Source organism: Paracoccus sp. UBA5162, assembly GCF_002413585.1.
Classification (GTDB): domain Bacteria; phylum Pseudomonadota; class Alphaproteobacteria; order Rhodobacterales; family Rhodobacteraceae; genus Paracoccus.
The window spans coordinates 31,147-53,569 of the sequence record NZ_DHXG01000086.1; the positions used below are offsets into that span (position 1 = coordinate 31,147).

The following is a 22,423-nucleotide window of genomic DNA, read 5'->3' on the forward strand; positions in this document are numbered from 1 at the left end:
ACCAACGTGATCTCGATCACCGATGGCCAGATCTTCCTGGAAACCGATCTGTTCTTCCAGGGCATCCGCCCGGCGGTGAATACCGGCCTGTCGGTCAGCCGGGTGGGGTCGTCCGCGCAGACCAAGGCGATGAAATCGGTCGCCGGTCCGGTCAAGCTGGAACTGGCGCAGTATCGCGAGATGGCCGCCTTCGCGCAGTTCGGATCGGATCTGGATGCGGCGACGCAGCGTCTGCTGAATCGCGGCTCGCGGCTGACCGAGCTGATGAAGCAGCCGCAATACCGGCCGCTGACCAACGCCGAAATCGTCATCGTCATCTATGCCGGCACCAAAGGCTATATCGACAAGGTGCCGGTGCGCGAGGTCGTGGCTTGGGAAGAGGGGCTGATCCAGTTCCTGCGCAACCAGAAATCGGATCTGCTGGATGATATCACCAAGAACGACCGCAAGGTGGCGGGTGATCTGGAAGATGCGATCAAGGCGGCGCTGGACGAATACAACACGTCGCGCGCCTGAGAGGGGGAATAGATGCCCAGTCTCAAGGATCTGAAGAACCGGATCGGAAGCGTCAAGAACACGCGGAAGATCACCAAGGCGATGCAGATGGTCGCCGCCGCGAAACTGCGCCGCGCGCAGGAAGCGGCCGAGGCCGCGCGCCCCTATGCCGACCGGATGGCGGCGGTGATGGCGGGGCTGACCGAGAATGCCAAGGGTTCGGACACCGCGCCCCGGCTGCTGTCGGGCACCGGTTCGGACCGCAAGCACCTGCTTGTGGTGATGACCGCCGAACGCGGTCTGGCCGGCGGCTTCAACAGCTCGATCGTCAAGCTGGCGCGGCAACATGCCGACCGCCTGCGGGGCGAGGGCAAGGAAGTCACCATCCTGACCGTCGGCAAGAAGGGCCGCGAGCAGTTGCGCCGCGACTACGGCAAGCAGATCGTCAGCCATGTCGATCTGTCAGACGTCAAGCGCGTCGGCTATGCGAATGCCCGCCAGATCGCCGATGAGGTGCTGGAGCGGTTCGAATCCGGCGAATACGATGTCGCCACGATCTTCTACAACCGCTTCGAATCGGTGATCCGACAGGTTCCGACCGCGCGGCAGGTGATCCCGGCCGAAATGCCCGAAGGAGTCGAGGAGGGCGGCGCCTCCTCGCTTTACGATTACGAACCCGGCGAGAACGCCATCCTGGCCGAATTGCTGCCGCGGTCCGTCGCGACGCAGATCTTCGCGGCCTTGCTGGAAAATTCGGCCTCCGAACAGGGGGCCCGGATGAGCGCCATGGACAACGCCACGCGCAATGCGGGCGACATGATCGACCGCCTGACGACCGAGTATAACCGCTCGCGTCAGGCCGCGATCACCAAGGAGCTGATCGAAATCATTTCGGGCGCCGAGGCGCTCTGATACGTAGGGGTAGAGACATGGCAGAGGCCAAAGGTAAAATTACTCAGGTGATCGGCGCCGTCGTCGACGTGCAGTTCGAGGACCACCTGCCGGCGATCCTGAACGCGCTGGAAACCGACAACAACGGCAAGAGGCTGGTGCTGGAAGTCGCGCAGCATCTGGGCGAGAACACCGTCCGCACCATCGCCATGGACGCCTCGGAAGGTCTGGTCCGCGGCCAGGACGTCAGCGATACCGGCGGCCCGATCACGGTTCCGGTCGGCGACGCGACGCTGGGTCGGATCATCAACGTCATCGGCGAACCCGTCGATGAAGGCGAGGCCATCCAGGCCACCGAAACCCGCGCCATCCACCAGCCCGCCCCCGATTTCGCCAGCCAGGCAACCTCGTCCGAGATTCTGGTCACCGGCATCAAGGTCATCGACCTGCTGGCGCCCTATTCCAAGGGCGGCAAGATCGGCCTGTTCGGCGGCGCGGGTGTCGGCAAGACGGTTCTGATCATGGAACTGATCAACAACATCGCCAAGGTGCATTCGGGCTATTCGGTGTTCGCGGGCGTCGGCGAACGGACCCGCGAGGGCAACGATCTGTATCACGAGATGGTCGAATCCGGCGTCATCAAGCCGGACAACCTGTCTGAATCGCAGGTTGCGCTGGTCTATGGCCAGATGAACGAGCCTCCGGGCGCGCGGATGCGTGTTGCGCTGACCGGCCTGACGCTGGCCGAACAGTTCCGCGACGCTTCGGGCACGGACGTGCTGTTCTTCGTGGACAACATCTTCCGCTTCACGCAGGCGGGTTCCGAGGTGTCGGCACTGCTGGGTCGTATCCCTTCGGCCGTGGGCTACCAGCCGACGCTGGCGACCGACATGGGCGCGATGCAGGAACGCATCACCTCGACGAAGAACGGCTCGATCACCTCGATCCAGGCGGTCTATGTTCCGGCCGACGACCTGACCGACCCGGCGCCGGCAACGACCTTCGCCCACCTTGACGCGACGACCAACCTGTCGCGCGCGATTTCCGAACTGGGCATCTACCCCGCCGTGGATCCGCTGGACAGCTCGTCGCGCCTGATGGATCCGCAGATCCTGGGCGAGGAACACTATACCGTCGCCCGCGACGTGCAGGGCATCTTGCAGAAATACAAGTCGCTGCAGGACATCATCGCGATCCTGGGCATGGACGAACTGTCCGAAGAGGACAAGCTGACCGTGGCCCGGGCCCGCAAGATCCAGCGTTTCCTGTCCCAGCCCTTCGACGTGGCCAAGGTCTTTACCGGCTCGGACGGCGTCCAGGTGCCGCTGGAAAAGACCATCGCATCCTTCAAGGCCGTGGTCGCCGGCGAATACGATCATCTGCCCGAAGCCGCCTTCTACATGGTCGGCGATATCGATCAGGTCAAAGCCAAGGCCGAGCGTCTGGCCTCGGAAGCCGCGTAAGGGGACAGGATGGCCGATAACATGCAGTTCGATCTCGTTTCGCCCGAGCGGAGGCTCGTCTCCGTTCCGGTGCGCGAGGTCCGCCTGCCGGGGACCGAAGGCGATCTGACCGCGATGCCCGGCCACGCACCCACCATCGTCACGCTGCGTCCGGGCATCGTCTCGGTCGTGGCCGAGGATGGCGCGCAGACCGATTTCGCCGTGACCGGCGGCTTTGCCGAGATCAATGGCGAATCCGTCAGTCTGCTGGCCGAACGCGGCCACCCGCGCGAGGAGATGACGCAGGATGTCTTCAACGAGATGATGTCCGAGGCGCATCGCAAGAAGAAGGCGGTCGAGGAAAAGCGCGACAGCGTCGGCGAGGAAGTGGTGGCTGCCGCGGTCAAGCTGCTGGCCGACATGGAGGCGATGGGCAGCCATATCGGGCTGGACCCGAACCAGTCGACAATCCCCGACTAGGCGGCCTCCGCGCTGTCAGTCCGAACCAGACAGACGGGCCCCGGTCGCAGACCGGGGCTTTTCCTTCTCCGCTTGCTTGGCTAGGCTGATCGGGCGGGCGTGGTGAAGAGGGTTGATGTTGATGCAGCGTATCAGCCATGCGGCTGTCGGCGTGGCACAGGGCACACGTCTGCTGTTTTCGGCGTTCGAGGAGGGCGGCGAAATGTGGTCGGGCGCGGGCCCGCGCGTCGTCCGCCACCGGATCGGCTTTGAAGCGTCATTCCTGTCGCCGCCCGTCGTGCAGGTGACGATCTCGATGTGGGACATCGCCGAGGGCAGCAACCAGCGCGCGGACATCTCGGCCGAGAAGATCAGCCGTGACGGTTTCGACATCGTGTTCCGCACCTGGGGCGATACCCGCGTGGCCCGGATCCGCGCCGACTGGCTGGCCATCGGACCCTTGCGTCACGTGGACGATTTCGACCTGTAGCGGACCGTCAGAAGACAGCGGAAGCGCGGTCCGGCCGCCCTGGACACGTGCGGATCGGCATGTCAGGCCCGATCCAGATTGACGCCGATCAGGCCGGCCACCTCGTCGGGATGGGTGATCGGCAGCATGTGGCCGGCACCCGGCACATTGGCACGGCCGACATCGGGCAGGCGCCCGGCCAGCGCATCGGCAATGGCGTGAATTACCGGTGGCGATTCCGCGCCCGAGATCAGCAGCACCGGCGCGTCGATCGCCTCCAGCGCGCCATCGCGCAGGATGCCGGCGCTGTCATGCCACTGCGCCGCCTCCAGTCCCGCGATCAGCCTGATCCGCTTGCGCATCTGGACCCGTGCCGCTTCGGGCATGGCGTCATAGGATTGCGCGCCCCAGGCCCGCAGGAAAGCGCGGGTTGCATCCGCGTCGCGGCCTTCCCGGATCGCCGTGGCGAAATCCTCGTCGCGGGCCCGTTGCGCGGGATCATCCGGGCTGGCAGCGAACAGCACCGGCTCGATCAGGGTCAGGCTGCGGACCGCATCGGGGGCCGCGACCGCGATGCGCAGGGCCGCGACCGCGCCCATGCTGTGGCCGATCAGATCCACTGGCCGGGTGATGAAGCTGGCGGCGATGCGGGTGACGGCGGTATGGTAGTCCGGATCGCCCGGGCCGGGCCGCCAATCGCCGCTGCGCCCGTGGCCGGGCATGTCGAAGCCCTGCAGATCGACATGGCCGGCCAGCCTTTCTGCGATCGGACCCCAATAGCTGCCGCTGGCCAACATGCAATGCAGCGCCAGGGCGGGGCGTTCGGGGTCACCCGGCCAATGCCTGCGATGGATGCGGCTCATCCGGCCGTGGCCAGATGCCGGTCCAGGAAATCCAGTCGGTCCTGTCCCCAGAACCGTTGCCCGGTCTCGGGCACGACATAGAAGGGCGCGCCAAAGGCCCCGGCCTCGACCGCCTGTTCCAGATTGCGGCCATAGGTCTCGGCGCCGACGAACAGACCGCTATCGGCCAGCCCGGCATCGAACCCGTGCGCGACAAGGATGTCGCGGATCACGGCATCCTCGCTGATGTCGCGTTCCTCGGCCCAGACGGCGCGGGTAAAGCCGTGGACCAGCCCACCCAGATCGCCGCCACCGCCCGAGGCCGACGCCTGCTGCGCGGCGATGATCGCGTAGGAGGATGGCGCCATGTTCACCGGCCAATGCGCGGGTTTGAAGTGGAACGGCATGTTCAGATGCTCAGCCCAGCGGGGCAGTTCCTGGGCGCGGTATTGCAGCCGGCTGGGATGACGCTCGGCCGGCCGGACCCCGCCCGTGCGGTCGAACAATTGCAACAGGTCCAGGGGCTTGTAGGTGACGGTCGCGCCGTGTTTTTCGGCGATCCGCTCCAGCCGCGTCCCCGCCAGATAGCAGAACGGACTGATGGTCCCCAGATAATAATCGATGTTAGCCATAACGGCCTCCCTTCGCGGTTTGCCCGCAGGCTAGCCCGGTGCTAATGGCAGTGCAATCGGACGCAAATGCCAAAGGCCCCCTCCATGCCCGTGATGACCGAACCGAAGCTGATTTCCGGCAATGCCAACATGCCGCTCGCCGCCGCCATCGCCCGGCGCATGTCGATGCATCGCGGCATGAATGTCAGCCTCTGCGATGCCCGGATCGAACGGTTCAACGATCAGGAAATCTTCGTCGAGGTGTTCGAGAATGTGCGCGGCGAGGACATGTATATCATCCAGCCGACCTCGAATCCGGCCAATGACAACCTGATGGAACTGCTGATCATGACCGACGCGCTGCGCCGGTCTTCGGCCTCGCGGATCACGGCGGTGATTCCCTATTTCGGCTATGCGCGGCAGGACCGCCGCGCCAAGGCCCGCACCCCCATCAGTGCCAAGCTGGTCGCCAACCTGCTGACCGAGGCGGGTGTGGATCGCGTTCTGACGATGGATCTGCACGCCGCCCAGATTCAGGGCTTTTTCGACATTCCGGTGGACAACCTCTATGCGGCGCCGGTCTTTGCGCTGGACGTGCAGCATCATTTCAAGGACCGGATGGACGACCTGATGGTGGTCTCGCCCGATGTCGGCGGGGTGGCGCGGGCGCGCGAACTGGCCCAGCGGATCGGCGCGCCCCTGTCGATCGTGGACAAGCGCCGCGAGAAGGCCGGCGAGATTGCCGAAATGACGGTGATCGGCGATGTGGCGGGAAAGGCCTGCATCATCGTCGACGATATCTGCGACACGGCCGGGACGCTGGTCAAGGCGGCGCAATTGCTGACCGACAACGGCGCGACCGAGGTTCACGCCTATATCAGTCACGGCGTCCTGTCCGGCCCTGCGGTCGAGCGGGTCAGCAAGTCGGTGATGAAATCACTGGTCATCACCGATTCGATCCAGCCAGCCAAGGCGGTGAAGGAAGCACCCAATATCCGCATCGTGCCGACCGCGCCGATGTTCACCCAGGCGATCCTGAACATCTGGAACGGCACCTCGGTCAGTTCGCTGTTCGAGACGGACACGCTGTTGCCGATCTATGAGGGATTGTACACGACCGGCTGAGCCGCGGGCCGGGCAGGGGGCGCTGCCCCCTCTTGCCTTGCGGCAATTCACCCCCGGGATATTTCAACCAAGGCAAATCAAAGGGCGCGCCAGCCGATGTCGCGGCGGCAGAAGCCGTCGGGCCAGTCGATCGCATCAACCAATGCGTAGGCGCGGTCATGAGCCTCTGCCAGGGTCGCGCCGCGACCGGTGCAGGCCAGAACGCGGCCGCCCGTGGCGATGATCCGGCCGTCGCGTTCGGCGGTTCCGGCATGGAACACCATCTCGAAACTGCTTTCGGGCAACCGATCCAGGCCCCTGATCGGAGTTCCCTTTTCGTAGCTGCCGGGATAACCCTTCGTGGCCATCACCACCGTCATGGCGTGATCGTGGCCCCAGGTGATCTGGGTTTCGGCCAGCCGGCCCTCGGCACAGGCGAGCAGCAGGTCCAGTGCCTGCGCGCCCAGCCGCAGCATCAGGGCCTGACATTCCGGATCGCCGAAACGGACATTGTATTCGACCAGCCGCGCCTCGCCGCCGGCGATCATCAGCCCGGCGTAGAGCATGCCCTGGAACGGCGTTCCGCGGGCGGCCATCTCCGCGATGGTCGGGCGCACGATCCGCGTCATGACCTGATCCTGCAATGACTCGGTCAGGACGGGCGCCGGGCTGTAGGCGCCCATGCCGCCGGTATTCGGGCCGGTATCGCCCTCGCCCACGCGCTTGTGATCCTGTGCGGTGCCCATGGCCAGGCAATCCCGGCCGTCGCAGAGAACGAAGAAGCTGGCTTCCTCGCCCTCCATGAAATCCTCGATCACCACCGAGGTGTCGCCGAATTCGCCATCGAAGATCGCATCGATGGCGGAATGCGCCTGATCGACGGTCTCGGCCACGGTGACGCCCTTGCCCGCCGCCAGCCCGTCGGCCTTGACCACGATCGGCGCGCCGCGGCGGGTCACGTCGTTGCGGGCGGCAGCCGCATTGCCGAAGCGGGCCCAGGCGGCGGTGGGTGCGCCGCTGGCATCGCAGATTTCCTTGGTGAAGGCTTTCGAGGATTCCAGCCGCGCCGCCGCCTGCGAGGGGCCGAAAACCAGAAACCCGGCCTCGCGCAACGCATCGGCGATGCCGGCGGCCAGGGGCGCCTCGGGTCCTATGACGACGAAATCGATGGCGTGTTCCTCGGCGAAGGCCAGCACGTCGCCGCGGGAAACGATGTCCAGATCAGCGCAGCGCGCGATTGCCGCGATGCCTGCATTGCCCGGCGCGACGATCAGCCGGTCGCATTTAGGGTTCTGCCGGATGGCCCAGGCCAGCGCATGTTCACGCCCGCCACTGCCCAGGATCAGGATGTTCATCTGCCGCCCTTTCGCCCGTCTCGCGCGCGTTCTAGTGTGGCCGGCGAAGGGGGACAAGCCGAATGGACCTGCTGGAAGACGCGCCGGGCAGCAACGCCCATGAATTCACCGTCTCGGAACTGTCGGGCGCGGTCAAGCGCAGCATCGAGGACCAGTTCGGGCGGGTCCGCGTGCGCGGCGAGATCGGGCGCGTGTCGCGTCCCGGATCGGGGCATCTTTATTTCGACCTCAAGGATGACCGCTCGGTTCTGGCGGCGGTGACGTGGAAGGGGCAGGCGGCCCGCCTGGCGCAGCGCCCCGAAGAGGGGATGGAGGTCGTGGCCACGGGTCGCATGACCACCTTTCCGGGCCAGTCGAAATACCAGCTGATCGTTGACCAGATCGAGCCGGCCGGCGCGGGCGCGCTGATGGCGATGCTGGAGAAACGCCGCAAGGCGCTGGCGGCCGAAGGGCTGTTCGATCAGGACCGCAAGCGCGCGCTGCCTTTCCTGCCGCGGGTGATCGGGGTCGTCACCTCGCCCTCGGGCGCGGTGATCCGAGACATCCTGCACCGGCTGCGCGACCGTTTTCCGACCCGGGTGATCATCTGGCCCGTGGCCGTGCAGGGCGAGGGTTGCGCCCCGCAGGTCACCGCCGCGATCAGGGGTTTCAACGCGCTGGACGAGTCCGGACCGGTGCCGCGTCCCGACCTGCTGATCGTCGCCCGGGGCGGCGGCAGCATCGAGGATCTTTGGGGCTTCAACGACGAGGCCGTTGTCCGCGCCGCCGCCGATAGCCGCATCCCGCTGATTTCCGCGGTGGGCCACGAAACCGATACCACATTGATCGATTTCGTCTCGGATCGGCGCGCGCCGACACCCACCGCCGCGGCTGAAATCGCAGTGCCGGTGCTGGCGGAACTTGCCGCGCGGCTGGCCGAGGCACAGGCCCGGCTGACGCGCTGTGCGCAGGGTCATATCGAGCGTCCCCGCCAGCGTCTGCGTGATCTGGGCCGCGCGATGGGCCGGCCGGCCGCATTGACCGAACCGGCCCGACAGCGGCTGGACCTGTGGGCCGCGCGGCTGGACCCGGCCTTGCGCGGGCTGGTCCGGGCCCGGCGGCACCAGTTGCAGTCGCGCCCGATTCCCGCCGCGACCCTGCGCCAGTTCACGGCGGCCAAGCGCCACGGGCTCGACCGGTTGGGGGTGCGTCTGGACGTTGCGCGCGAGCGCAGGCTGGAACGCCGCCGCGACCGGATCGCGGCCCTGGCCGAACGTCTGACCGCTTCACTGGGCCGGACGATCGCCACGACGCGTCGCTCGGTGGCCGATCAGACCGAGCGGCTGGCCAAACTGTCGGCGCGGCTTGACACCACGATGGCGCGCATGACTGCGACGCGGTGGGCGGCGCTGGAAACGCTGGACCGGACGCGGCAGACGCTGGGCTATACCCAGACGCTGAAGCGCGGCTTTGCCGTGGTGCATGGACCCGAGGGGCTGATCACCTCGGCCGAGAACGCGCGGCAGAGCGGCCGTTTCGAGGTGGAGTTCACCGATGGCCGCGTTCCGGTCCGCCCGGATGCCACGCCGCAGAAAGCGTCGAGAAAACGTCAGCCGCCCCAGCAGAAGACCCTGTTCTAGCGCCCTCAGCGATAGCCCTGCGCCTGAAGGTCGAACAATTCGCGATAGCGGCCTTCGCGGGCGACCAGTTCGTCATGGGTGCCCTCGTCGAGGACATGACCATCCTCGACGACGGCGATCCGGTCGGCCATCCGAACCGACGAGAACCGGTGCGAGATCAGCAGCGCCGTCCGCCCCTGCGACAGGTCCTTGAAACGCTGGAACACCTCGAATTCGGCGCGGGCGTCCAGGGCTGCGGTGGGTTCGTCCAGGACCAGCACCTGCGCGTCGCGCATATAGGCCCGCGCGATGGCCAGTTTCTGCCATTCGCCACCCGACAGATCCAGCCCGCGCGCGAAACGCTTGCCGACCATCTGGTCGTATCCTTCGGGCAGTTTCGCGATCACCTGATCGGCCAGGGCGCGGGCGGCGGCGGCCCGGATGCGGTCGCGGTCGGCGCGCGCCTCGATCCGGCCCGTGGCGATGTTGTCGGCGGCGGACATCGCGTAGCGCACGAAATCCTGGAAGATCACGCCAATGGCGGCGCGCAGCGCGTCCAGATCGTAATCGCGCAGATCGCGACCGTCCAGCAGGATGCGGCCCTCGGCCGGATCGTAAAGGCGGGACAGCAGCTTGACGATCGTGGTCTTGCCGGCGCCGTTCTCGCCCACCAGCGCCACGGTTTCGCCCGCGCGCAGGTGAAAGGACAGATGCCGCACGGCCCAGCGTTCCGCGCCCGGATAGCGGAAGCCGACATCCTCGAAGGTGATGCCGTGCCGGATGGGCAGGGGAACCGGCAGGGCATCCGCGGGGGATGCGATGGCGGGCACCTCGTCGAAGAAACGGTAGAGGTCGTCCAGATACAGCGCCTGTCCCGCCATGTCGGAAAACGAGGTCAGCAAGCCCTCGATCAGGCCGCGCAGGCGCAGGAAGCTGCCCGACAGGAAGGTCAGGTCGCCCAGCGACAGGGCGCCGGTCAGGGTGCGGGCGATGATCCACAGATAGGCGCCGTAATAGAACAGCGTGCCGATGCCCGTCAGCGCCGCCATGACCGCAAGCTGGCGGCGATTGATGGCGCGGTTCTCGGCATAGAAGCGTTCGGCCAGTTCCCGATAGCGGTCGCGCAGGAACCGGTTGAGACCGAAGATCTTGACTTCCTTGGCCGATTCCGAGGTCGCGCCGATCATCCGCAGATAATCGCGTTCCCGCCGTTCGGGTGCGCGGCGCCAGTTCATCTGGTAAAGCATAGCGTTGAAATGCAACTGTCCGATCAGCGTCGGGATCAGCGCCACCGCCAACAGGATCACCAGCCAGGGATTATAGGCGATCAGGCCCGCCCCGAAACTGGCCACCGTCACGCCGTCCTGCAATTGCTGCATCATCTGGCCCACCAGAGGGATACGGCCCATGGTCTGGCGGCGGGCGCGGTCCAGCCGGTCCTGAAAACCGGCATCCTCGAAACTGGCCAGGTCCAGATCGGCGGCGTGGTCCATCAGCCGCACCGACAGAGAGATGACCAGCCTTTCCTGCAACAGGCTGTCGGCGTAGCCGACCAGACGCCCGATCAGGTCCGAGGCCAGCGCAAGGCCCAGTTCCGCCGCGATCAGCAGGCCCAGATAATCCGCAAGGCCCGATTGCCACCAATCCGAGACCCCCTCGGGGCGGGTTTGCAGCGCGCCCAGGCGCACCACCTCGTCGATGATCAGCTTGCCGATCCACAGCATCGAGACCGGCAGCACCGCCCGCACCAGCCGCAGCAGGATCATCGCCAGCGTCAGGCCTGGGCTGGCGCGCCAGACCATCGCCATGAAGGGCGGCAGGTTCTTCAGCGCCGCCCAACGCGCGGCAAAACCGGGCGCCTCGGCGGGCGCGGCCACGTCAGGCCGCCCGGACCGCACGAGCGCGGGCGATTTCCTCGTCGCTCAGCGGACCGGGGAAATGGCAGGCGGTCTGGTGGGCGTCGCCCAAAAGCGCGGGAACCTGCCGGGCACAGACCGGCTGCGCGCGCGGGCATCGGGTCCGGAACACGCAGCCGGAAGGCGGGCTCATCGGTGACGGCAAATCGCCTGCCAGCGGCACGACGGTCGCGGCGGGGTCGTAATCCGGGTCCGGAACCGGCACCGCCGACAGCAGCGCCTGCGTGTAGGGGTGCTGCGGGTCGGCGAACAGATCGTCGGTCGTGCCGATCTCCATCACCTTGCCCAGATACAGCACCATCACCCGGTCGCTGATATGCTTCACCACCGACAGGTCATGGGCAATGAAGATCAGCGCCAGGCCCAGTTCGCGCTGCAACCGGATCAGCAGGTTGATCACCTGCGCCTGGATCGAGACGTCCAGCGCCGAGACCGGTTCGTCGCAGATGATCAGCTTCGGCTCGACGATCAGGGCGCGGGCGATGCCGATCCGCTGGCATTGCCCGCCGCTGAATTCATGCGGATAGCGGTTGATCTGATTGGGCAGCAGCCCGACCTTTTCCATCATCGCCTTGACCCGTTCCTTCACCTCGGCCGATTTCAGGCCGGGGCGATGGGTTTTCAGCGGCTCGGCGATGATCTGGCCCACGGTCATGCGCGGGTTCAGGCTGGCCAGCGGATCCTGGAACACCATCTGGATATCGCTGCGATAGGTCATCATCTGGCGCGGCGACAGGCCGATCAGGTCGCGCCCGTCGATCCATTCGGCCCGACCCGCGGCCGGGACCAGACCGATCAGCGCGCGGGCCAGGGTGGATTTGCCACAACCCGATTCACCCACGACGCCCAGGGTCTCGCCGGGATCCAGCGTGAAATCGACGCCGCTGACGGCATGAAGCGGCAGGGGCGCGGCCCAGGGCATCGCACCCTCGCGCCGGATCCGGAAGGTCACGCGCAGGTCGTGCACATCGAGCAGGGGTCGGGTCATCATTCATCCACCTTGCTGGGGGTTCCGGCCATGCCCGCGCCCGCCAGCGCGGCCCTCGGCACCGGTTCGTCGCGAGAGGGCGCGCGCGTGCCGGTTTCCAGATCGTCCAGCCGGGCGTTGTGGCGATGCGCCCGAACATCGGCCAGCGGCGCGAAACAGGCCCTTGCGCGGGCCGGCGCGAAATCTTCCAGCGGTGGGCGCAGGCTGGCGCAGTCCGCGCGCCGATAGGGGCAGCGCGGCTCGAAGGCGCAACCGGCGGGCGGATGCGTCATGTTGGGCGGCGCGCCGGGAATGACCGACAGCGTGTCGCCCTGCTGGTCGATCCTCGGGATCGCCGCCAGCAGCCCCTGCGTATAGGGATGGGCGGGGTCGTGAAACAGCGGCCCCACCGGTCCGGTTTCGCGGATCCGGCCACCATACATGACCGCGACACGTTCGCATGAACCGGCGACGACGCCCAGATCATGGGTGATCAGGACCATCGCCATGCCGAATTCGCGTTGCAGATCGGCCAGCAGGGTCATGATCTGCGCCTGCACGGTCACGTCCAGCGCCGTCGTCGGTTCGTCCGCGATCAGCAGTTGCGGCCGGCACAGCAGCGCCATCGCGATCATCACGCGCTGCCGCATTCCGCCGCTGAATTCATGCGGATACAGCCGGACGCGGCCCTTGGCGTCGGGGATCCGCACGGCGTCCAGCATCTGCACGGCTTCAGCCACCGCTTGCCGCTTGCCCATGCCCTTGTGCAGCATCAGCACCTCGGCCATCTGGTCGGCCACCCGCATATAGGGGTTCAGCGAGGTCATCGGATCCTGAAAGATCATCGCGATCTTTTCCGCCCGGATGTGGTTCAGCACCTTCGCCCGCGCGTTCAGGATGTCCTGCCCGTCGAAGACGACGCGGCCCGACGCCCGTCCGTTGCGCGCCAGCAATCCCATGACTGCAAAGGACAATTGCGACTTTCCCGAGCCGGATTCCCCGACGATGCCCAGCGTTTCGCCCGCATCGATGGACAGGCTGACCTCGTTGACCGCCTGGACCTCGCCATCATTGGTGGCGAAGCGGACGGACAGGTCATGCAGTTCCAGCAGGGCCATCTCAGCGATCCTTCGGGTCAAGGGCGTCGCGCAGGCCGTCGCCCACGAAGAAGAAGCCGAACAGCGTGATGACAAAGAAGAAAAGCGGAAAGGCCAACTGCCACAATGTGCCGTAATTCATCGTGCCCGCACCTTCGGAGATCAGCGCCCCCCACGAGGTCAGCGGTTCCTGCACGCCAAGCCCCAGGAAGCTGATGAAGCTTTCGGTCAGGATCATCAGCGGCACCAGCAGCGTGGCATAGACCGCGACCACGCCCAGCAGGTTCGGCACGACATGGCGCAGGACGATCTTCCATGCGGGAACGCCGATGGCGCGGGCGGCCTCGATGAATTCGCGGTTCTTCAGGCTCAGCGTCTGGCCGCGCACGATGCGCGACATGTCCAGCCACGAGATCAGCCCGATGCCCAGAAACAGCATCGACATCGACCGGCCGAACATCACCAGCAGCAGGATCAGCACGAACATGTAGGGGATCGACATCAGGATATCGACGGCGCGCATCATGAACTGGTCGGTGCGCCCGCCCACATAGCCCGCCGTCGCGCCGTAAAGCGTGCCGACGACAACCGCGATCGCGGCGCCGACGATGCCGACCATCAGCGAAATCTGCGTGCCCTGAACGGTGCGCGCGAACAGGTCGCGGCCCAGATCGTCGGTGCCGAAATAATGTCCGTTCTGCAACGAGGGCATGCCCATCTGCGCCACCTGGCCCATGACGGTAAAGTCCAGCTCGTCATTCGACCAGGCGGCGACATATTCGCCCAGCAGCGCGAAAAGCCCGACCAGGATCAGGATGATCAACCCGGCCATCGCCGCCTTGTTGCGAACGAACCGCTTGCGCGCGTCGGCCCAGGGGCTGCGGCCGCGAACCTCGTCCTGCGACAGGCGGGCGGCCAGCGATTGCATCTTGCGTTCTTCGATGACCATGGCTCAGTACCGGATCTTCGGGTCGATCCACGCATAGAGGATATCGACGACAAGGTTGAAAAGAATGGTCAGCGCCCCGACCAGGATCGTGACCCCCATCATCACCGCGTAGTCGCGGTTCAGCGCCGAATCGACGAAGGCCTTGCCGATGCCGCCGGTCGAGAAATAGACATCGATCACCACCGATCCGGTGATCATCGACACGAAGACCGGTCCCAGATAGCTGATGACGGGCAGCAGCGCGGGCTTCAGCGCGTGGCGCAGGATGACGCGATGTTCGGGCATTCCCTTGGCGCGGGCGGTGCGGATATGATTCGAGCCCAGCACCTCGAGCATCGAGGACCGGGTGATCCGCGCGATCGAGGCCATGTAGCTGGTGCCAAGCGCGATCACCGGCATGATCCAGTAGCTGGGATCCTCGAAGCTCCATCCGCCGCCGGGCAGCATCCTGTACCACAGCGTGAAGACCAGAACCAGGATCGGTGCCATCACGAAATTCGGCAGAACCTGGGCCCCGATCGAGATGCCGACGGCCAGATAATCCAGAAAACCGTTGTGCCAGATCGCGGCGACCACGCCCAGACCGACGCCGACCACCACCGCGGCGATGAAGGACAGTGTGCCATAGGTCAGCGTGACCGGAAAACCGGCCGCGATCAGCTGGTTCACCGTGCGATCGGGATAGACGAAGCTGGGCCCGAAATCGAAATTCGCGACGATGCCCCAGAGATAGCTGGCGATCTGCCGCCACAGAGGCTGATCCAGCCCGTATTTGGCATTCAGATTGGCGATGACCTGCGGCGGCAGCGCGCGTTCCTGGGTGAAGGGACCACCCGGCGCCATGTGCATCAGGACGAAGGAAAAGACGATCAGCAAAAGCAGCGTCGGTATCGCCACCGCCAGTCGCCGCATGATGTAGGCGAACATCGGCTCGGCCTCCCTGCGGAAGATGGGTCAGGTTCTATGACTGAATACCGGAAGGGGGCAACCCCTTCCGGCAAGAGGGCGGATCGGCCGGCCTCAATCGGCCAGACGATACAGATCCTTGGCGTACCAGGTGTTCAGCACGTTTTCGGTGGGCAGTCCTTTGATCCTTGGGCTGATCATGTCCACCTTGGCATAGTGATAGACAAAGGCCGCCGGCACCTCTTCGGCCAGGATTTCCTCGGCCCGCTTGTAAAGCGGCGTGGTATCCTCGGCGGTCTTCGAATCGGCCATCAGCTTGTCGTATTCGGCGTTCGACCATTTGCCGCTGTTGTAGCCGTCGGTGCGGAACCAGTCGAGAAAGGTCGAGGCTTCGTTGTAATCGCCGCACCAGGCATAGCGGGCCACGTCGAAATCCTGATTCTGCAGGCGGTCGGTGTGAACCTTCCATTCGACATTGTTCAGGGTGACGTTGACGCCCAGCGGCTTCCAGAACTGCTGCACGGCGATGGCCAGCTTCTTGTGGCTCTCGTCGGTGTTGTATTGCAGTGTCAGGTTCAGCGGATTGTCGGGACCGTAGCCGGCCTCGGCCAGCAATTCCTTGGCCTTGGCGGTCTTTTCCTGCTGACTCAGCGTGGCCAGTTCGGTCTCCGGCTGCTCGAAGCCCTCGATCGCCCAATGCGTCCAGGTCGTCGCCGGCCTCTGACCGCCTTGCAGCACGTTGTCGACGATGATGTCGCGGTTGATGGCCAGCGACAGGGCCCTGCGCACCCGCACATCCTTCAACGCCTCGGGCCCCTTCTCCGAGACATTGTAGATATAGGCATAGGAACAGGCATAGGGGATCGAGGTGGCCTGATCGGGATATTCCTGCTTCAGACGCGGGTATTGCCCGGCCGGGATCTGCACGCGGTCCAGTTCGCCGGCCTGATAGCGGGTCAGGGCAACGTTGTTGTCGTTGACGGTGACGCCCTTGACGGTTTCCATCAGGACATTCTCGGCATCCCAGTAATCCGGGTTCTTCTTCAGCGTGATATCGACGCCCAGATTGTGGCTTTCCAGCACGAAGGCGCCGTTGCCGACCAGCTTGCCGGGCTGGGTCCAGTTGTCGCCCTCGGCCTCGATCACCTTCTGCGGCACCGGATAGGTGGTGGCGTGGGACAGGGTCTTGATGAAATAGGGTGTCGGCGTGGTCAGCGTCACCTCCAGCGTCTTGTCGTCGATGGCCTTGACCCCCAGTTCTTCGGGGCTCTTTTCGCCCTTCACGATCTCGGTCGCGTTGACGATGTTCATCAGTTCCATGAACCACGCATATTCCGAGGCCGTCTCGGGGTCGACCACACGCCGCCAGGCATAGACGAAATCGCCCGCCGTGACCGGATCGCCGTTCGACCATTTGGCGTCGCGCAGACGGAAGGTATAGGTCAGCTTGTCGTCGCTTTCCTCGAAGCTTTCGGCGACGCCGGGGATCATCGCGCCCTTCGCGTCCTCGTTCATCAATCCCTCGAACAGGGACCGCAACACGTCCGAACCCTCGACGTCCGTGTTCTTCGCCGGGTCCAGCGACTTGATCGCGTCCAGCAGCCAGTAGGTATAGGTCTGGTTCTGGGCCAGCTTCTCGCCCTCGGCGGGCTGGACGGCGAGGGCTGGCATCGCCAGGGCCGCCAGCAGCGCGGTGGTGGTGAAGAGTTTCATCATGGATATGCCTCCAAGTTGAGTCGGTGTCTGATCTGCACCTGAATGGCGAGAAACTAGTCGAAACCAAAGGCGGGTAAAGCCGGTTCTGCGCCTTTCATTGCGCCCGATGCTGTGAAACAGATAGCGACGATGAGCGAACGGGGACATATCACGCTGGTGACGGGGGGCGCGCGTTCGGGCAAGTCGGCGCTGGCCGAACGGCTGGCCGCGCGGCATGGCGGCAGCCGCATCTATATCGCCACGGCCGAGGTCGGTGACGATGAAATGTCCCACAGAATCGCGGAACATCAACGCCGTCGCGGGACCGGATGGATCACCCTGGAAGAGCCGCTGGATCTGACGGGCGCGCTGGATCGCAGCGACGGGCAGGGGGTGCGACTGGTCGATTGCCTGACCCTGTGGCTGGCCAATTGCAGGGGCTCGGCGGATATCGGCGCATTATGCATGACGCTGCGTCAGCAAACCTGTCCTGTCGTGCTGGTCACGAACGAACTGGGCCAGGGAATCGTGCCCGGCAACGCGCTGGCGCGGCAATTCCGGGACCGGCATGGCTGGATGAATCAGGCGGTGGCGCAGATCGCCGACCAGGTCTGGCTGTCGGTGTCTGGCCAGCCGATGCGGCTGAAACCCCCGCGGGAGAATCCGGATGACATCCTTTGACGAAACCGCCGCCAAGGCGGCGCGCGACAGGCAGAACAGCCTGACCAAACCGCCGGGCTCGCTGGGCCGGCTTGAGGATCTGGCCGTGTTCATGGCCGGCTGGCAGGGGCGGGCCAGGCCTCGCCTCGAACGCGCGCAGGCGCTGGTCTTTGCGGGCAATCACGGGGTGGTCGCGCAGAACGTGAACCCGTTTCCGGCCGAGGTGACGGCGCTGATGGTGGCCAATTTCAGCGCCGGCGGGGCGGCGATCAACCAGTTGTGTCGCGTGGCCGGGGCCGATCTGTCCGTCGTCGCCCTGGAACTGGACCGCCCGACCGCTGATTTCACCCAGAACGTGGCCATGACGCCGGACGAGGTTCGCGCGGCGATGCAGGCGGGGGCCGATGCGGTGGATTCGCAGGCCGACGTCCTGCTGCTGGGCGAGATGGGCATCGGCAATTCCACCGTCGCCGCGGTGCTGGCCGCGTGGACCTTTGGCGGCCGGGCCGAGGATTGGGTCGGTCCCGGCACCGGCGCCGAGGGCGAGATCCTCGCCAACAAGCTGCGTGCCGTGACCGCGGGGCTGGCCCGCCACGATCCGATGACGGCGGCCGACGCATTGGCGGCGTTCGGAGGACGCGAACAGGCGGCGCTTTGCGGCGCCATCCTGCGCGCGCGTGAACTGGGCCTGCCGGTGATTCTGGACGGGTTCATCTGCACGGCCGCCGCAGCGGTGCTGACCCGTGACGATCCGGACGCGCTGAGCCATTGCCTGAGTGGACATGAAAGCGCCGAACCGGGCCACCGCCGCCTGATCGCCGCGCTTGGCCTGCGTCCGATCCTGTCGCTGGACATGCGCCTGGGCGAGGGATCGGGCGCGGCGGTGGCGCTGATGGTGCTGCGCGGTGCCCTGGCCTGCCATGACGGCATGGCAACCTTCTCCGAGGCCGGGATTGGCTAGGCTGCATCAGCTGGTACTGGCGCTGGTCTTCCTGACGCGCCTGCCGCTGGCACGCCTGCTGCCGGGCCATCCCATGACCCTGGGGGCCGGCGCATGGGCCTTTCCGCTGGCCGGCGCGCTGGTCGGGGCGCTGGCCTCGGTGCCGCTGCTTCTGGTCCAGCCGCCGCTGCTGGCGGCCGGCCTGTCGCTGGCGCTGTCGGTCTGCCTGACCGGGGCGCTGCACGAGGATGCACTGGCCGATTTCGCCGATGCCCATGGCGGTGGGGATCGCGAGGCCCGTCTGCGGATCATGCGCGATTCGCGGATCGGCAGCTATGGCGTGATGGCGCTGATCGTGACATCGCTTTTGCGGGTTGCGGCGCTGGCCGTGCTTGGCCCGGCGGCGCTGATTGCCTCGGCGGCGGGCGGGCGGGCCGCGATCGTCGTCGCGATGCGGATGTTGCCGCCCGCGCGTCCCGATGGGCTGGGCCGCGCAGCCGGGCGGCCGGGGCACGGCGCGCTGGCCGCCGCATTGCTGATCGCCCTGGCCGCCCTGCTGCCGGCCGGCCGCGATGCGGTCCCGGCGCTGGCCCTGGGCGCCGCGGCGGCGGGCCTGACCATGCGGCGGGCCCAAAACCTGATCAATGGGCAAAGCGGCGACGTGCTGGGAACGGTTTCCGTCCTGACCGAGACCGCGATGATGACCGGCTTTGCCATGACTGCCCCCGCGGCCCTGTTCTGAAATCCTTGACCCCTTTGGGCCCTTCGCGCATATGGAACCCGATCTGCAGACCGGTCGGAGAAACCGGCCTCGTCGCCCCTGCGGCGGCGATGTGAGGGAGGATAGTTCAATGGGCGGCCTACTGGCCCTGTCGCGCGGCATCGACCGCGTCAACACGCTGATCGGGCGCAGTGCATCGTGGCTGATCCTGCTGGCGATCTTCGTCAGCGCGACCAACGCGGTCGTGCGCAAGATGTTCAGCATTTCGTCGAATGCCTGGCTGGAATTGCAATGGTATCTCTATGGCGGCGCATTCCTGCTGGCGGCGGCCTATACGCTGCTGGAAAACGAACATATCCGCATCGACATCATCTATGGCGCCTGGTCGCGGCGGGTTCAGCACTGGATCGACCTTCTGGGCACGATCTTCTTTCTGATGCCGGTCGTTCTGGTCGCGCTTTACTACATGTATCCCTGGCTCCTGCGCAGCATCAACTCGGGCGAGGTGTCGATGAACGCGGGCGGGCTGATCCTGTGGCCGGCCAAGTCGCTGTTGTTCGCGGGTTTCGTGCTGTTGCTGTTTCAGGGTCTGTCCGAGATCATCAAGAAGATCGCCGTCATGCGCGGCGTGATCCCCGATCCCTTCCCCGATGCCGGCCATCACGTGCCGCTGGAGATGGACCCCGGCCTGATCGACCAGGCCGGATTTGCGGATCCGGACCATCCGCTGACGGACCTGCCGAAGGACGGCTCGGGCCGCAAGGATGACCGCGGATGATGGAACTCATTGCGCAGAACATGGCGCCGATCATGTTCGTCTCGCTGATCGTCTTCTTGCTGATCGGCTATCCCGTGGCCTTCGCGCTTGGCGCGAACGGGCTGTTGTTCTTTGTCATCGGGGTCGAGCTTGCACCGCTGTCGAACGGCAGCATCAACCTGTCATGGCCACTGCTTCGGGCGATCCCCGACCGATTCTTCGGAGGCGTCGTCGCCAACGAGACATTGCTGGCCGTGCCCTTCTTCACCTTCATGGGGATCGTGCTGGAAAAATCCGGCATGGCCGAGGATCTGCTGGACACGATCGGCCAGCTGTTCGGCCCCGTGCGCGGCGGTCTGGCCTATGCGGTGATCATCGTCGGCGCGCTGCTGGCGGCCACGACCGGCGTCGTCGCGGCCTCGGTCATCGCGATGGGGCTGATCTCGCTGCCGATCATGTTGCGCTATGGCTATGATCGCCGGGTGGCGACCGGGGCGATCGCGGCCTCGGGGACGTTGGCGCAGATCATCCCGCCCTCGCTGGTCCTGATCATCCTGGCCGACCAGCTGGGCCGTTCGGTGGGCGACATGTACAAGGGCGCGCTGATCCCCGGCCTGGTGCTGACCGGCATCTACCTGGGCTATGTCTTCGTGATGTCGATCATCCGCCCGCATTCGGTTCCCGCGCTGCCGAAAGAGGCGCGGACGCTGGGCTCGGGCGTCATGTCGCTGCTGGTTGCGCTGGCGGGAACGGTCGCGGTCTTCTGGCTGTCCTGGAAATGGCTGTATCCGACGCAGGGCAACGACGCCGACATCCTGGCGGCGGCGCTGGCGGTGATCGTCGTCTATGTCGTCGCGGTGATCGACAAGACGCTGAAGATCGGGCTGATGTCGCGGCTGGCCCAGCAGGTCATCATCGTGCTGATCCCGCCGCTGGCGCTGATCTTCCTGGTTCTCGGCACCATCTTCCTGGGCGTCGCCACCCCGACCGAGGGCGGGGCCATGGGGGCGGTGGGCGCGCTGATCCTGGCCGGGGCCAAGCGCCGGCTGAGCCTGGGCGTGATCAGCGCCGCGCTGGCCTCGACCACGCGGCTGTCGGCCTTCGTCATGTTCATCCTGATCGGCGCCCGGGTCTTTTCGCTGACCTTCTACGGTGTCAACGGCCATCTGTGGGTCGAGGAACTGCTGACCTCGTTGCCGGGCGGCGAATACGGCTTTCTGATCGCCGTCTCGTTCCTGGTCTTCATCCTGGCGTTCTTTCTGGATTTCTTCGAACTGGCCTTCATCATCGTGCCGCTGCTGGCCCCCGCGGCCGAAAGTCTTGGCATCGACCTGATCTGGTTCGGCGTGATCCTGGGCGTCAACATGCAGACCAGCTTCATGCACCCGCCCTTCGGTTTCGCGCTGTTCTACCTGCGATCGGTCGCCCCCAAGGCGCCCTATCTGGACCGGGTGACGGGACTGCGGATGGAACCGGTCAAGACCAGCCAGATCTATTGGGGCGCGGTGCCTTTCGTCTTCATCCAGATCGTGATGATCGCGGTGGTGATCACCTTTCCGCAGCTTGTCATGCATTACAAGGGCGCCCCGGTGGACACCTCGAACATCAAGATCGAGATCCCCTCGGGCGGTTTCGGCGGGGTCGATTCCGGCGGTGGTTTCGGCAGTCTCGGCGGGCTGGGCGGATCACCGTTCGGCGGCGGATCGCCCGGCGCGGGCAGCGGATCCGGTCAACCGGGCGGCGGCCTGGGCGGGGGCCTCGGCGGCCCGCCGAATTTCGGCGCGTCCCCGGGCGGCACCGGAACGCCGACGCCCGACCCGGTCCCGGACGCGAATACCGGACAGACCGGGGCCGGCCAGGACAGCCCTGGCGGCGGTCTGGGTGGTGGTTTCGGCAGCCCGCCGCCGGGATTGTCTGGGGGCAACTAGGCGTCGCTTGCGCAAGACGCATCGGGACGGCCGCCTCACGGGCGGCCGTTGATGATTGTCCCGATCGGACAGGAAAGGTCTGGGTGCGCGGTTTCAATGCCTGCGATGGATGACGATCCCGCCGCGCGTCCGGCGTTTCCCGGCAGGGATAGCGGCTTCGGAACCGCATGAGCCGGAGGCCATGCCGCTGCCGATGGCGAAAGGGGTCAGCGGCGGGGCTTGCCGCCCTTGCGGCCCATGCTGCGCGCGGCTTCGGCGGCCGCAAGCAGTTCCTCGGCAATCTCGGTTGCCTCGTCGGGATCGAAATCCAGCGGCAGATCCAGGCCCTCGGCTTCAAGATAGATCCGGACCATGCCCTGATCGGTTGGACCGACCTGAAGATTGGCGGCGATGGTGCTTTGGCTGTTGATGCTCACGGAAACGGTTCCTCGCGCTTGGCTGACATTCTGTAGCGCGCCGCGCAATTCGCGGCAAGTCGGGCTTGCAACCCGCAGCGGCCGGGTTTACAGACCAGTCCCGTGCCGCCTTAGCTCAGTTGGTCAGAGCGCTGGATTGTGGATCCAGAGGTCCCCCGTTCAAGCCGGGGAGGCGGTACCATCCTTCCTTCCGTGCAATTTCCGC

21 protein-coding genes, 1 tRNA gene and 1 pseudogene are annotated in these 22,423 nt (G+C 65.9%); 13 read left to right on the forward strand and 10 right to left on the reverse strand.

Annotated elements, in window-relative coordinates; all coding sequences use genetic code 11:
- From B4A72_RS14215 to B4A72_RS14235, 5 genes and pseudogenes are all read left to right on the forward strand, one after another.
- A pseudogene (locus tag B4A72_RS14215) lies at positions 1 to 516 on the forward strand (F0F1 ATP synthase subunit alpha); the annotation flags it as partial.
- A gap of 12 nt (positions 517 to 528) precedes the next feature.
- Positions 529 to 1,407, forward strand: a complete 879-nt coding sequence (locus B4A72_RS14220; RefSeq protein ID WP_292955963.1) for a F0F1 ATP synthase subunit gamma — start codon at positions 529 to 531, stop codon at positions 1,405 to 1,407.
- A gap of 17 nt (positions 1,408 to 1,424) precedes the next feature.
- Positions 1,425 to 2,849 carry a F0F1 ATP synthase subunit beta gene (atpD, locus tag B4A72_RS14225; protein WP_292955966.1) on the forward strand — a complete coding sequence of 475 codons (1,425 nt, stop codon included), beginning with the start codon at positions 1,425 to 1,427 and terminating at the stop codon, positions 2,847 to 2,849.
- Between the two features lie 9 nt (positions 2,850 to 2,858).
- Positions 2,859 to 3,308 (forward strand): F0F1 ATP synthase subunit epsilon, encoded by a 450-nt coding sequence (locus B4A72_RS14230; protein ID WP_292955969.1) that lies wholly within the window; start codon positions 2,859 to 2,861, stop codon positions 3,306 to 3,308.
- Between the two features lie 121 nt (positions 3,309 to 3,429).
- A complete protein-coding gene (locus B4A72_RS14235) occupies positions 3,430 to 3,777 on the forward strand; it encodes an H-type lectin domain-containing protein (RefSeq protein ID WP_292978906.1) in 348 nt (115 codons plus the stop codon).
- Positions 3,778 to 3,839: 62 nt separating this feature from the next.
- On the opposite strand, the gene B4A72_RS14240 is transcribed toward B4A72_RS14235, so the two are convergent.
- Together B4A72_RS14240 and B4A72_RS14245 are read right to left on the reverse strand one after the other, a co-directional pair.
- On the reverse strand, positions 3,840 to 4,619 hold the full coding sequence (locus tag B4A72_RS14240) for an alpha/beta fold hydrolase (RefSeq protein WP_292955975.1): 780 nt from the start codon (positions 4,617 to 4,619) through the stop codon (positions 3,840 to 3,842).
- Positions 4,616 to 5,230 carry a 2-hydroxychromene-2-carboxylate isomerase gene (locus B4A72_RS14245; protein WP_292955977.1) on the reverse strand — a complete coding sequence of 205 codons (615 nt, stop codon included), beginning with the start codon at positions 5,228 to 5,230 and terminating at the stop codon, positions 4,616 to 4,618. The genes B4A72_RS14240 and B4A72_RS14245 overlap by 4 nt, the downstream gene beginning before the upstream one ends.
- A gap of 84 nt (positions 5,231 to 5,314) precedes the next feature.
- On the opposite strand from B4A72_RS14245, the gene B4A72_RS14250 reads away from it, so the two are divergent.
- Positions 5,315 to 6,334, forward strand: coding sequence for a ribose-phosphate pyrophosphokinase (locus tag B4A72_RS14250; protein WP_292956092.1), 1,020 nt, complete (start codon positions 5,315 to 5,317; stop codon positions 6,332 to 6,334).
- 77 nt (positions 6,335 to 6,411) lie between these two features.
- Here the strand turns inward: B4A72_RS14250 and purD are convergent, their stop codons facing one another.
- Positions 6,412 to 7,668, reverse strand: a complete 1,257-nt coding sequence (gene purD / locus B4A72_RS14255; RefSeq protein ID WP_292955980.1) for a phosphoribosylamine--glycine ligase — start codon at positions 7,666 to 7,668, stop codon at positions 6,412 to 6,414.
- A gap of 62 nt (positions 7,669 to 7,730) precedes the next feature.
- Here purD and xseA point away from each other — a divergent pair, with 62 nt between their 5' ends.
- Complete coding sequence (gene xseA / locus B4A72_RS14260; protein ID WP_292955983.1) at positions 7,731 to 9,287, forward strand: exodeoxyribonuclease VII large subunit; 1,557 nt, start codon at positions 7,731 to 7,733, stop codon at positions 9,285 to 9,287.
- Positions 9,288 to 9,292: 5 nt separating this feature from the next.
- Here the strand turns inward: xseA and B4A72_RS14265 are convergent, their stop codons facing one another.
- From B4A72_RS14265 to B4A72_RS14290, 6 genes are all read right to left on the reverse strand, one after another.
- Positions 9,293 to 11,143: an ABC transporter ATP-binding protein gene (locus B4A72_RS14265; RefSeq protein WP_292978908.1), complete on the reverse strand. Its 1,851-nt coding sequence runs from the start codon at positions 11,141 to 11,143 to the stop codon at positions 9,293 to 9,295.
- 1 nt (position 11,144) lies between these two features.
- Positions 11,145 to 12,173: an oligopeptide/dipeptide ABC transporter ATP-binding protein gene (locus tag B4A72_RS14270; protein WP_292955989.1), complete on the reverse strand. Its 1,029-nt coding sequence runs from the start codon at positions 12,171 to 12,173 to the stop codon at positions 11,145 to 11,147.
- Positions 12,170 to 13,267, reverse strand: a complete 1,098-nt coding sequence (locus B4A72_RS14275; protein WP_292955992.1) for an oligopeptide/dipeptide ABC transporter ATP-binding protein — start codon at positions 13,265 to 13,267, stop codon at positions 12,170 to 12,172. Before B4A72_RS14275 ends, B4A72_RS14270 begins: the two co-directional genes overlap by 4 nt.
- 1 nt (position 13,268) lies before the next feature.
- Positions 13,269 to 14,195 carry an ABC transporter permease subunit gene (locus B4A72_RS14280; protein ID WP_292955995.1) on the reverse strand — a complete coding sequence of 309 codons (927 nt, stop codon included), beginning with the start codon at positions 14,193 to 14,195 and terminating at the stop codon, positions 13,269 to 13,271.
- Between the two features lie 3 nt (positions 14,196 to 14,198).
- Positions 14,199 to 15,122 (reverse strand): oligopeptide ABC transporter permease OppB, encoded by a 924-nt coding sequence (gene oppB, locus B4A72_RS14285; RefSeq protein WP_292955998.1) that lies wholly within the window; start codon positions 15,120 to 15,122, stop codon positions 14,199 to 14,201.
- A 93-nt stretch (positions 15,123 to 15,215) separates the two neighbouring features.
- A complete protein-coding gene (locus tag B4A72_RS14290) occupies positions 15,216 to 16,817 on the reverse strand; it encodes a peptide ABC transporter substrate-binding protein (protein WP_292956001.1) in 1,602 nt (533 codons plus the stop codon).
- Between the two features lie 129 nt (positions 16,818 to 16,946).
- On the opposite strand from B4A72_RS14290, the gene cobU reads away from it, so the two are divergent.
- From cobU to B4A72_RS14315, 5 genes are all read left to right on the forward strand, one after another.
- The gene (cobU, locus tag B4A72_RS14295; protein WP_292956004.1) at positions 16,947 to 17,477 is read left to right on the forward strand and encodes a bifunctional adenosylcobinamide kinase/adenosylcobinamide-phosphate guanylyltransferase; all 531 of its coding nucleotides are present in this window, start codon (positions 16,947 to 16,949) and stop codon (positions 17,475 to 17,477) included.
- A complete protein-coding gene (gene cobT / locus B4A72_RS14300; protein WP_292956007.1) occupies positions 17,464 to 18,417 on the forward strand; it encodes a nicotinate-nucleotide--dimethylbenzimidazole phosphoribosyltransferase in 954 nt (317 codons plus the stop codon). The genes cobU and cobT overlap by 14 nt, the downstream gene beginning before the upstream one ends.
- On the forward strand, positions 18,410 to 19,138 hold the full coding sequence (locus tag B4A72_RS14305; protein ID WP_292978910.1) for an adenosylcobinamide-GDP ribazoletransferase: 729 nt from the start codon (positions 18,410 to 18,412) through the stop codon (positions 19,136 to 19,138). The genes cobT and B4A72_RS14305 overlap by 8 nt, the downstream gene beginning before the upstream one ends.
- A 109-nt stretch (positions 19,139 to 19,247) precedes the next feature.
- Positions 19,248 to 19,895, forward strand: coding sequence for a TRAP transporter small permease subunit (locus B4A72_RS14310; RefSeq protein WP_292956013.1), 648 nt, complete (start codon positions 19,248 to 19,250; stop codon positions 19,893 to 19,895).
- Positions 19,892 to 21,802, forward strand: coding sequence for a TRAP transporter large permease (locus tag B4A72_RS14315; RefSeq protein ID WP_292956016.1), 1,911 nt, complete (start codon positions 19,892 to 19,894; stop codon positions 21,800 to 21,802). The genes B4A72_RS14310 and B4A72_RS14315 overlap by 4 nt, the downstream gene beginning before the upstream one ends.
- 206 nt (positions 21,803 to 22,008) lie before the next feature.
- Here the strand turns inward: B4A72_RS14315 and B4A72_RS14320 are convergent, their stop codons facing one another.
- The gene (locus B4A72_RS14320; RefSeq protein ID WP_292978912.1) at positions 22,009 to 22,218 is read right to left on the reverse strand and encodes a DUF6324 family protein; all 210 of its coding nucleotides are present in this window, start codon (positions 22,216 to 22,218) and stop codon (positions 22,009 to 22,011) included.
- Between the two features lie 104 nt (positions 22,219 to 22,322).
- On the opposite strand from B4A72_RS14320, the gene B4A72_RS14325 reads away from it, so the two are divergent.
- Positions 22,323 to 22,399 (forward strand) — tRNA-His (locus B4A72_RS14325).
- The last annotated feature ends 24 nt before the right edge of the window (positions 22,400 to 22,423 follow it).